The organism is Massilia sp. NP310 (assembly GCF_019443485.1).
GTDB classification, from domain to species: Bacteria; Pseudomonadota; Gammaproteobacteria; order Burkholderiales; family Burkholderiaceae_D; genus Telluria; species Telluria timonae.
In genome coordinates, this window is the sequence record NZ_CP080379.1 from 4,931,794 (window position 1) to 4,943,353 (window position 11,560).

Sequence of the window (11,560 nt, forward strand, 5' to 3'; positions counted from 1 at the left end):
GACAACGCCACAGTGACCAGCATGCGCTATATGGATTTCAGTTCATGGCAAGGCGCGATGACGACGATCATCGGGCTTGCCGTCTTTACCTTGCTGGGCGTGGGCATCCGCATCCTCATGATGCAGACCATCCAGCAGCGCCGCGAGCGCATGAACCGCCAGATCAACGAGCGCCTGAAAACCCTGATCGCCGCCTACCGCACCCTGGGCGGCTCGTTCACCGGGCAACTGACGGTCGATCCGACGCATTTGCGCGATGTGCGCGAGCGGGCCCAGTCGGGCGAGGAGGGATCGAATGAGGGAACGGCGAGCTCGGACCGCTCGCGCCGCATCCGCGACGCCGTCGAAGCCGCGCTGGCCGACATCCTGCTGCTCGGCACCGAAGAGCACTGCCGGCTGGCGGCGCAGGCGGCGGCCGACCTGGCGGCGGGGCGGCCGATCCACACGGCGGAGCTGGTCGTCAGCCTGCGCACCTTCATTCGCGCCGCGCTCGACCTCGATCCGATGCCGGACGAGGTCATGATTCCGCTGCAGGGGCCGACGCGCACGCAGGGTGGCGGCGGTCGTGCGAAAGGCGAGGCCGGCGGCGGTGGAAACCGCGGCGGCGGCGGCGGGGGCATGGACGGCGGCGGCGGCGCGGGCATGCCCTTCCCCGCGGGACTTGGACACAAGGACGGCGTCTAGGCCCCTTCGAGCAAGGGCAGGGGCGTCACCGTCACCTGGACGTCGAGCTCCTGCTTGCCGCCCCCGAGCACGATGCCGCGCAGCGGCGTCACGTCGCTGAAGTCGCGCCCCCAGCCCAGCGTGATGTGTTCATGCTGCACCAGGCAGCGGTTGGTCGGATCGAAATCGACCCAGCCCAGCGCCGGGCAGAACACCGACACCCAGGCGTGCGAGGCGTCGGCGCCGACCAGGCGCGGCTTGCCCGCCGGCGGGTGGGTCAGGATGTAGCCGCTCACATAGCGCGCCGGCAGGCCGATGCTGCGCAGGCAGCCGATCATCAGCTGGGCGAAGTCCTGGCACACGCCGCGCCGGCCGCGCAGCACCTGATCGAGCGGGGTCGAGATGTCGGTCGCCTTGGCATCGAATTCGAAGTCGTCGAAGATCCGGTACGTCAGGTCGAGCGCGGCATCGAGCTGCGGCCGGCCCGGGGTGTAGCTGGCGCGGGCATAGGCTTCGAGCTCGGGGAAGCTGGCGACATGCGGCGAGGCATACAGGTAGCGGCAGGCTTCCAGGGTGGCGGGGCTTTTTTCCTTGCCCATCATGTCGCGCACGCATTCCCACGGCAGCGTCCCGGCGATCTGCGCCAGGGTGTAGCGCGCGCGCAGCGAGACCGTCGATTCGGCGTGCACCAGCAGGCTGTCATGCGGTACGGTCAGCGTCACGTGGCGGGTCAGGTTGCCGAAGTAGTCGACGCCGTCCTTGCCGTCGTTGACGACCGGATCGAGCCAGATCAGGTGCGACTCGGTCTGCTGGCAGGGGAAGGAGCGCGGTGTCAGGTGCAGGTATTGCTGCGACAGGGTGACCGGGCTGCTGTAGGTGTAGCGCGTTTCATGCACCACGCGATAGCGTGCGCAGGCGCCGGCGCTCGCCGGTGAATTGTCCATGAGCTGCGCGATCATGAGCTGCGGTTCCTTTGGCGGCCATTGTCGGTATAGCTGAAAAATTGCACGCTGATCTGCTCGGACAGGGCCGCACTGGTGCGCCCGATCCGGTCCAGCAGGCCGCCGAGCAAGGGGTTGCCGTGCTTCAGGTCAGTGTCCGGATCGAGCGCAAGCAATTCCTTTTTCAAGGGCGTCAGCATATGCGTGCCGCAGGGGCCCTGGGTTTGTTCGATCTTGCCCAGCGTGCCCAGGATGCCGTTGAGCTGGAAGACGATCGAGCGCGGATTGGTCTCGTCGAGCAGCAGCAGGTCGAGCACCGGCAGCCATTCGGGCTGGGCCCGGTAGCGGGCCCGGTAAGTGATGATGCTGTCGGACAGCTCCAGCAGCCATTCCAGGTTGCCGCTCCCGTTCATGGCAAGCGCGCGCTGCAGCACCACGCTCTGGAATTGCAGTCGCTCCAGGCGGCGTCCGATCGACATGAAACGCCAGCCAAGATCGCGCGTCATGCCATCGAGGGCGAAGCCGGCCAGCGTCATCAGCGCGGCGGCGGCATCGTCGAGGATCGTCATGACCCCCGACTGCGATGGCCGCTCGCCGGCGGCGGCGGCGGGCTGCACCATCCGGTTCAGTGCACGCCAGTTGTCGACCGAGAAGCGTTCGTGCAGCTGCCCGGCAAGCCGGTGCAACTGCTGCTGCTGCCGTGCCAGGCCAGGGACCGCGGGCGAGACGACCGCCGTCAGGAGGGCCGACTCGATCTCGGCATCAGTAAAGATGGGGCCGCTTTGGCTCGCGTCTGGCGTGGCCGGCTTCTTCCCTTCGTCGAGCAGGCCGAACCAGATGCACAGCGCCTCGACGGTCGGCCATTCCGCGCCGCGCTGGTCGAAACGGACGTTGAACAGGAAATCGAGCGCGACCCGCAGCAGGCGGCAGATATTGTCGGTGCGTTCCGCATGGCGTCCGAACCACAGCAGGTTTTCCGCCACGCGGCTCGGCAGGTTGGTGTCTTCGCGCACCAGGTCGCGGCCCGAGATGCTGCGCTGCTGCAGGCGGTGCACTTCGGCCCTGGCGCGCGCCTGGACCCAGGTGTCCTTGCTGGCGCCGCCCATCTGCATCGTCAGCACGCGCGCATCGGGCCCGGTGGCCACCCGGGTCAGCCCGCCCGGCATCACCACATAGCCATTCGGCGTGGCGCAGGCGAATACCCGCAGCCCGATGGCGCGCGCCTGCAGGCCGGGCGCGGCGCCGTCCTTCCACACCGGCGCCTGCGACAGCCGCACCAGTTCCTGGGCAATGTAATTATTGGGATTGGCGCGCAGGCGGGCGATGAAGGCCGCGCGCGCGGCGCCGTCCAGGTCCTGGCCGAACACGGCCGCCTGCGGCAACTGCGAAAAACCGGGCTTGATCACCAACCGGTCGAGCCTGGCGACCACGGTTTCCAGCGCCGCTTCTTCGCCGCACCACCAGGTGGCCACCGATGGCATCTTGAGGGGCTCGCCCAGCAGGCGCTTCGACAGCGCCGGCAGGAAGCCGAGCAGCGCGCCCGATTCGAGCAGGCTCGAGCCGAGGCTGTTGGCGACCAGCACGTTGCCGCGCATGGCGGCCTGGGTCAGGCCGGCCACGCCCAGCAACGAGCTTTGCAGTTCGAGCGGATCGCACGATTCGTCGTCGACCCGGCGCATGATCACGTGCACCCGGTGCAGGCCGGCCAGGGTTTTCAGGTACACCACGCCGTCGCGCACCGTCAGGTCGCCGCCTTCGACCAGCGGCAGGCCGAGATGGCGCGCCAGGTAGGCCTGCTCGTAGTAGGTGGCGGTGAGCGGTCCCGGCGTGAGCAGCACGATCAGCGGCGCTTCGCCCTCGCGCAGCGGCGCCGGCGCGTCGCCGCCGGCCGCGCACCGGCGGCCCCAGTGCGCCAGGCTTTCGTGCATGGTGCGGAAGAACCGGTTCAGGGGCTGCACCTTGAGCTCGCGCAGCAGGTCGGGGAAGGTGGGGGCGATGATGGCGCGGTTTTCCAGCGCATAGCCGGCGCCGAAGGGCGCCTGGGTACGGTCGGCCATGACCCACCAGCGGCCGTCCGGGGCGCGCGCCAGGTCGACCGCGTAGAAGTGCAGGGCGACGTCGTCGTGATGGCGCATCCCGTGGCAGGGGCGCAAAAAGCCCGCGTGGCCGTGGATCAGCGCCGGCGGCAGCAAGCCTTCGCTCAGCATCTCCTCCTTGCCGTAGACGTCGACCAGGATCTTGTTGAGCAGGGTGGCGCGCTGGATCACGGCGGCCTCGATGCCGCTCCATTCCTCGTGCGGCAGGATCAGCGGCAGCACGTTCAGGTCCCACTGCCGTTGCCGGCCGTGGGCGTCGGCGGGCACGTTGTAGCTCACCCCGTTTTCGCGCACCTGGCGCTGCACCATCTCCTGGCGCTGGCGCATCATGGTGGGCGCCTCGTGCGCCAGGTTGTCCAGCAGCGCACGCCAATGCGCGCGCGGCGCCTTGGCCGCGTCGAGCATTTCGTCGAAACTGTCCGGCGCGGCCAGATAGTGGGCAAGTAGTTGATTCGGCATCGCAGCTGCTGATTACGGGTGGTACAAAAGCGCTAGGTTAGCTTGCCTGCCAGCGTAAATCTAGTGTCGTAGGGAAACTAGGATTGAGCGGCTCCTTGCGCACCGTCATCGGACCCGGGGTATGGCCATGCGGCCAGAAGCGCGCGAAACGGCGCGCCTCGGCGGCATTGGCATTGACCGGCGCGCCCGTTTCATTGCGTCCGCCCGGATGCACCACGTGGTAGGTGCAGCCGCCGATCGCGCGCCCGCTCCAGGTATCGACCAGGTCGAATACCAGCGGCGCCTGCACCCGGATGCTCGGATGCAGGGCCGACCACGGACTCCACGCCCGAAAGCGCACGCCCGCCACGTACTCGCCCGGCACGCCGGTCGGGTGCAGCGGCAGCATGCGGCCATTGCAGGCCACCACGTGGCGGCCGTCGGTCAGCCCGCGCACCAGCAGCTGCATGCGTTCGACCGACGAATCGACGTAGCGCGCGGTGCCGCCGGCCGCGACTTCCTCGCCCAGCACGTTCCACGGCTCGATCGCCTGGCGCAGCTCCATCTCGACGCCCTCGTAGACGACGGTGCCGAAGCGCGGGAAGCGAAATTCGATGAAGGGCTCGAACCAGTGGTCCTCGAAGGCATAGCCGGCCGCGCGCAGGTCGCGCGCGACGTCGCGGATGTCCTGGGCGACGAAATGCGGCAGCATCCAGCGGTCGTGCAGGGCGGTGCCCCAGTGCACCAGCCGGGCCTGGCACGGCTCGCGCCAGAAGCGCGCGACCAGGGCCCGCAGCAACAGCATTTGCAGCAGGCTCATACGCTCGTGCGGCGGCATCTCGAAGGCGCGGAACTCCACCAGGCCGAGGCGGCCGGTGGGGCCGTCCGGCGAATACAGCTTGTCGATCGAAAATTCGGCGCGGTGCGTATTGCCGGTCAGGTCGACCAGCAGGTTGCGCAGCAGGCGGTCGACCATCCACGGCTTGTCGCCCGGCTGCAGCGTCGGCAGCACCTTGTCCATCTGCTGGAAGGCGATCGCCAGTTCATACAGGTTGTCGTCGCGCGCCTCGTCCACGCGCGGCGCCTGGCTGGTCGGTCCGATGAAGGTGCCCGAGAACAGGTAAGAGAGCGCCGGGTGGATCTGCCAGTAGGTGATCAGGCTCTTGAGCAGGTCGGGACGGCGCAGCATCGGGCTGTCTTCGGCGCTGGCGCCGCCCAGGGTGGCGTGGTTGCCGCCGCCGGTGCCGGTGTGGCGGCCGTCATGCATGAATTTCTCGGTGCCCAGGCGGGTGAGGCGCGCTTCCTGGTACAGGGTCGTCACGTTGTGCACCAGCTCGTTCCACGAAGCGGCCGGATGGATATTGACTTCGATGACGCCCGGGTCGGGCGTGACGCTGAGCAGCTTGATGCGCGGGTCGCGCGGCGGCGCATAACCTTCGATCCGCAGCTTCATCCCGAGCCTGGCGGCGGTGGCCTCGACCGCGCCGGCCAGCGCCAGGTAATCCTCGAGGCGCTGCTGCGGCGGCATGAAGACGTGCAGGCGTCCGGCGCGCACTTCGACGCACAGCGCGGTGTGGATCACCTCGCGTGCGTCCGGCGCGAAGGGAGAGGCAGGCTGGACGGCCGCGCGGTCCGGCGCCGGCTGCGCGGCGTGGTGCGCGGCCACCAGGGCGCTGCGCGGGGCGAACGGGTCGACCTCGAAACCGGGATCGCGTTCGCGCGGCGGCACCCATGGCAGCGTGGCCAGCGGCAGGCGCAGGCCGATCGGCGAGTCGCCCTCGAGCAGGTACAGGTGTTCGCGCCGCAGCGGCCAGGCCGAGGTGCGCCAGCCGGCGCCGGGCGCGGCCTGCAGCGGCAGCACGTAGCCGGCCACCTGGCCCAGGCCGCGTTCGAGCAGGCGCGCCAGCCGGCGCCGTTCCTCCGGCGCGTCCAGGTCTGCCCGCAGGGGATCGAGGTTGGGCGGCAGCGCCTGCTCGCGTTGGGCCTGCAGCAGCACGTCTTCATAGGCGGGGATGGCGCTGCCGGCGGGCAGGCCGAGCGCATCGACCAGCGCGGCGGTGAAGCGGCGGGCGTCCCCGGCGTCATAGCCGTCGTCGACGTGTTCTTCCGAGAACAGGCCGGGGTCGCGCCACAGCGGCTCGCCGTCGACGCGCCAGAAGATGTTCAGCGCCCAGCGCGGCAGCGGTTCGCCCGGATACCATTTGCCCTGGCCGTAGTGCAGCAGGCCGCCGGGCGCGAAATGATTCTTGAGCCGCTGCGCCAGCGTGCCGGCCAGCGCGCGTTTGCGCTCGCCATGGGCCTGGGTATTCCACTCCGGCGCGTCCATGTCGTCGATCGAGACGAAGGTGGGCTCGCCGCCCTGGGTCAGGCGCACGTCCTGGGCCAGCAGGTCGGCGTCGACCTGCCGGCCCAGGCGGTCGATGGCCTCCCAGTCGGCGTCCGAATACGGCTTGGTTACGCGCGGGTCTTCGTGGATGCGGGTGATCGTCATCTCGTGGATGAAGGTGACCTCGGCCTTGTCGCTGAACCCCGTCACCGGCGCCGCCGACGAGGGCAGCGCCGTGCAGGCGAGCGGAATATGGCCTTCGCCGGCCAGCATGCCCGAGGTCGGGTCGAGCCCGATCCAGCCGGCGCCGGGGATGTACACCTCGGTCCAGGCGTGCAGGTCGGTGAAGTCTTCGAGCGCGCCGCTCGGACCGTCGAGCGCCTCCTGGTCGGCGCGCAGCTGGATCAGGTAGCCGGAAACGAAACGCGCCGCCAGCCCCATCGTGCGCAGGATCTGCACCAGCAGCCAGCCGCTGTCGCGGCAGGAGCCGGAACGCTTCTCGAGCGTGTGTTCCGGCGTCTGCACGCCCGGTTCCATGCGCAGCAGATAGGCGATGTCGCGCTGCAGGCGCTGGTTGATCGCCACCAGGAAGTCGGTGGTGTTCATCGGCTGCGCCAGCAGCTCGCGCCGCGCCGCGTCTACCCATGCCAGCAGCAGCGGGCCGGCCGGCTCGGGCTGCGCGTAGGCGCTCAGTTCCCCCTGCAACTGCTCGGGATACACAAAGGGAAAATGCTCCGCATATTGTTCGATGAAGAAATCGAAGGGATTGATGACGGTCATGTCGGCGACCAGGTCGACCGTGAACTCGAGCGTATCCGTTTTTTCCGGGAACACGAAACGGCCGATGTAATTCCCGTAGGGGTCTTGCTGCCAGTTGATGAAATGCTCCTGCGGCAGCACCGACAGCGAATACGACAGGATCGGCGTGCGCGCATGCGGCGCCGGACGCAGGCGCACCTCATGCGGCGAGAGGGCGACTTGCCGGTCGTAGCGGTAACTGGTCTTGTGGTGCAGCGCGATACGGATAGCCATGCGGGAGTGCCTTTATAGGGGTGGTCACGAACGATACCAGCACATCGATATATACCTGTTTCAACTGTGCACAAGCATGATTCATACCCGCAATATAATTCGATCGTGCGGCGTCGCCGAGCTGGCACGTTTCTTGATTGCACCTATGCCACTGGAGGATCCGATGCCGAACTTTTACGATGAAATGTATTCCTCTGCGGCAATTGCAAGGCCTCACTACGACGCGTTTGCGCGGTGGCTTGCCTTGCAGTCGCCGCAACTGATCGCGCAAAAACGTGCCGAAGCCGAACTGACCTTCCAGCGGGTGGGGATTACCTTCGCCGTCTACGGCGACAACGCCGGCAAGGAGCGCTTGATCCCGTTCGACATCATTCCGCGCGTGATCGACGCCGCCGAATGGGCCCGGCTGCAGGCCGGCCTGGTGCAGCGGGTGACCGCGCTGAACCGTTTCCTGCACGACGTCTACCACGACCAGGATATCCTGAAGGCGGGCGTCATCCCGCCCGAACAGATCCTGAACAATGCGCAGTACCGGCCCGCGATGCAGGGCGTCAAGGTGCCTTCAAACATCTATGCCCATATCGCCGGCGTCGACATCGTGCGCGCGGGCGAGGGCGAGTTCTACGTCCTGGAAGACAATCTGCGGGTGCCTTCCGGCGTGTCCTACATGCTGGAAAACCGCAAGATGATGATGCGGCTGTTTCCCGCCCTGTTCGCGAGCAACCGCGTGGCGCCGGTCGAGCACTATCCCGACCTGCTGCTCGACAACCTGCGCACCGTGGCGCCGGACGGACCGCTTGACCCGACCGTGGTCGTCCTCACGCCGGGCATGCACAACTCGGCCTATTTCGAACACGCCTTCCTGGCCCAGCAGATGGGTGTGGCGCTGGTGCAGGGGCAAGACCTGTATGTCAGCGACGACACCGTCTACATGCGCACCACGCGCGGGCCGAAGCAGGTCGACGTCATCTATCGCCGGATCGACGACGACTATCTCGATCCACGCGCCTTCCGCCCCGAGTCCACGCTGGGCGTGCCGGGCCTGCTCGACGCGGTGCGCGCCGGGCGGGTCGGCCTGGCCAACGCCATCGGCACCGGGGTGGCCGACGACAAGTCGATCTATCCCTACGTGCCGGACATGATCGAATTCTACCTGGGCGAAAAGCCGATCCTGAACAACGTGCCGACCTACCAGTGCCGGAAAAAGGAAGACCTGGCCTACACCCTGTCGCGGCTGCCCGAGCTGGTGGTGAAGGAAGTGCACGGCGCCGGCGGCTACGGCATGCTGGTCGGGCCGGCCTCGACCCACGCCGAGATCGAGGCCTTCCGCGAGCGCTTGATCGCCAACCCGGACGGCTATATCGCCCAGCCCACGCTGGCCCTGTCGGCCTGCCCGACCTATGTCGAATCGGGCATCGCGCCGCGCCATATCGACCTGCGTCCCTTCGTCCTGTCGGGCAAGACCGTGTCGATGGTGCCGGGCGGCCTGACCCGGGTGGCGCTGCAGGAAGGTTCGCTGGTGGTCAATTCGTCGCAGGGCGGCGGCACCAAGGATACCTGGATACTGGAGAACTAAGATGTTGAGCCGCACCGCAGACCACTTGTTCTGGATGGCCCGCTACACCGAGCGCGCCGAAAACACGGCCCGCATGCTCGATGTCCGGGTCCAGTATTCGCTGATGCCGCAGTCGGCGCAGGCCGAGCAGCAGGGCTGGCGCAGCATGCTGGGCGTGTCCGAGCTGGAAGCGCAGTTCGAGGCCAAGTACCCGGCGCTCACGCAGAAGGACGTGATCGACTTCATGGTGCGCGATCCGGACAACCTGTCCTCGATCACCAGCTGCCTGCGCGCATCGCGCGAGAATGCGCGCGCCGTGCGCGGCGCCCTGACCACCGAAGTATGGGAAACCGAGAACACGACCTGGCTGATGCTGCAGAAGCATCTCAAGAACCGCACCTTCGAGCACGATCCCGGCCAGTTCCTGGAATGGGTCAAGTACCGCTCGCACCTGTCGCGCGGCGTCACGCTGGGCACCATGCTGCAGGACGAGGCGTTCAACTTCATCCGCCTCGGCACCTTCCTGGAACGGGCCGACAATACGGCGCGCATCCTCGACGTCAAGTTCAGGTTCGGAGCGCATGATGCGGTCCAGGCCGGGACGCAGGCGGAGTTCTACCAGCTTGCGGCGCTGTTGCGCTCGGTGTCCGCCTTCGAAACCTACCGCAAGGTCTACCGCGACGCCATCACGTCGACACGGGTGGCCGAACTATTGATACTGCAAGAGAAAATGCCGCGCTCGCTGGCGGCGTGCATGGCCGCCGTGGTGGCCAACCTGAAGGACGTGCGCAATGCGCAGTCGCACGATACCGAGCGCCTGGCCGTGGAACTGTACGCCATGCTGCAATCGTCCCCGATCAGCGCCATCCTCGAAGAAGGCCTGCACGCCTTCCTGACCCGCTTCCTGGCGTCGGTCGACGCGCTGGGCAACGGCATCAGCCGCGACTTCCTGATCCCGATCGAGCCGGCCTTGCCCGACGAAGGACAGACCCAGTCGCAGACGCAGACCCTGGGCGGAATGACGCAAACCCAGACCCAGACCGCGTAAGCCGGGCGCACCGGCATGGCGCGCGCCGCACCGTTTCGGGGGAAAGCGGCGGCGCGGGCATCATGACGGTGCGTCGGCTCAGGCGCCCGGCTTGGCTGGCGCCGTCGCCTGCTTGATCTGGGCGCGCACGACCCGGTGCACGAAGTGCAGCTTTTCCAGTACCGGCGGGCTGAGCGTGAACGGATAGGAGTCCGGCATCCCGATGCTGCGATTCAGGCTGTTGAGCACGTACGTCAGCGCGAACCAGTCGCTCAGGGTATCGTCGAACGCGTCGGTCCTGGTCGGCAGGGTGATGCCGTCGAGCGCGGGCTCGTCGGCCTTGCGCGGCTTGAGCTGCAGGCCGCAGGAGTGCGCCGTCTCCAGCGTATCGATCATGTGGAGGTAGTGGGCCCAGGTCTCGGCCCAGTCTTCCCACGGGTGCGAGCTGGCGTAGCTGCTCACGAAACGCTCCGCCCAGTCTTCCGGCGGCCCATTTTCGTAGTGGCGCTTCAGGCTTTCGCCATAATCCTGGCGCTCGTCGCCGAACAGGGCGCGATACTCGTCGATCCACGGACTGCCGGCCACCAGGCGGTCGAAATAGTAATGGCCGCTTTCATGACGAAAATGGCCCAGCAGCGTGCGATAGCGCTCGTGCATCTGCTCGCGCGTGCGTTCGCGCTCGGCCGGATCGGCCTCGGCAATGTTCAGGGTGATCACGCCGTTGGCATGGCCGGTCATCACGCACTGGTCGGTCACGCCGTCTTCCAGGAACTGGAAAGCCAGGCCGGTTTCCGGCTCGGCTTCCTTCGAGGCCGGGGTGAGGTTGAGCGTCGCCAGTGAAAACAGCAGGCGGCGCTTGGCCGCTTCGAGACGCGCCCACAGGATGTGGTTTTTTTCGGACGTCAGCGCTGGGATGACGACGGTCAGCTGACAGGAGGCGCATAAATCGTGCGGGTCATCCGCAGGCAGCATCCAGTTGCAGACATTATGCTGAACATAATTGCTGCATTGCTTGTAGACCTTGCCCGCGTCGGTGTGGTTCAGGCTGCGCCACAGGCCGTCCTCGGTCTGCTCGAAGCTGTTGACGCTGCGCGTGGCCGGCTGGTAGCCGAGCGTGCTGTCGCAGTTGAAGCAGAGGGTATTTTCAAAAAATATCTGTTGTGAGCACTTGTCGCAGTGAAAGGTTTTCATGGCAGAAAGAAGAGTGGGACAACGGTCGGTATTCGGTATTAATAATCTAACAGCAAAACCGATCTAGGCAGGCACGTGTCAGACAACGCCGCATGAGGTGGTGGGGGACAAAGGAAGAACAAACGTGGAGGTGCCGGGAATAGAGGCGGCGGTGAGGGTGATGCGGGCGGGGGTATAAGAGGCGGAATCGACCCCGACGTTGGGCGCGACGACGACGGGCCGGCGGGTTAACGGCAGTCCTGCTTACGCCACCAGGATCCTTTACGTGGGGACCTGTCAGAAATTCTGTGT

At 67.0% G+C, this 11,560-nt stretch carries 7 protein-coding genes; 3 read left to right on the forward strand and 4 right to left on the reverse strand.

Annotated features, from left to right (window positions below; all coding sequences use genetic code 11):
- Positions 1 to 21: 21 nt before the first annotated feature.
- Positions 22 to 684: a hypothetical protein gene (locus KY496_RS21735; RefSeq protein WP_219865151.1), complete on the forward strand. Its 663-nt coding sequence runs from the start codon at positions 22 to 24 to the stop codon at positions 682 to 684.
- On the opposite strand, the gene KY496_RS21740 is transcribed toward KY496_RS21735, so the two are convergent.
- The 3 genes from KY496_RS21740 to KY496_RS21750 are packed head-to-tail and all read right to left on the reverse strand — an operon-like array spanning position 681 to position 7,496.
- A complete protein-coding gene (locus tag KY496_RS21740; protein ID WP_229520335.1) occupies positions 681 to 1,622 on the reverse strand; it encodes a transglutaminase family protein in 942 nt (313 codons plus the stop codon). The two genes, KY496_RS21735 and KY496_RS21740, sit on opposite strands and share 4 nt — an antisense overlap.
- Positions 1,619 to 4,159, reverse strand: a complete 2,541-nt coding sequence (locus tag KY496_RS21745; RefSeq protein ID WP_184238152.1) for a circularly permuted type 2 ATP-grasp protein — start codon at positions 4,157 to 4,159, stop codon at positions 1,619 to 1,621. The genes KY496_RS21740 and KY496_RS21745 overlap by 4 nt, the downstream gene beginning before the upstream one ends.
- 37 nt (positions 4,160 to 4,196) lie before the next feature.
- A complete protein-coding gene (locus KY496_RS21750; protein ID WP_219862418.1) occupies positions 4,197 to 7,496 on the reverse strand; it encodes a DUF2126 domain-containing protein in 3,300 nt (1,099 codons plus the stop codon).
- A gap of 163 nt (positions 7,497 to 7,659) precedes the next feature.
- On the opposite strand from KY496_RS21750, the gene KY496_RS21755 reads away from it, so the two are divergent.
- A complete protein-coding gene (locus KY496_RS21755; protein WP_219862420.1) occupies positions 7,660 to 9,072 on the forward strand; it encodes a circularly permuted type 2 ATP-grasp protein in 1,413 nt (470 codons plus the stop codon).
- Between the two features lies 1 nt (position 9,073).
- Entirely contained in the window at positions 9,074 to 10,099 is a 1,026-nt protein-coding gene (locus KY496_RS21760; protein WP_071360540.1) for an alpha-E domain-containing protein, read from the forward strand.
- A 78-nt stretch (positions 10,100 to 10,177) separates the two neighbouring features.
- On the opposite strand, the gene KY496_RS21765 is transcribed toward KY496_RS21760, so the two are convergent.
- Complete coding sequence (locus tag KY496_RS21765) at positions 10,178 to 11,269, reverse strand: putative zinc-binding metallopeptidase (protein ID WP_219862422.1); 1,092 nt, start codon at positions 11,267 to 11,269, stop codon at positions 10,178 to 10,180.
- Positions 11,270 to 11,560: the final 291 nt, after the last annotated feature.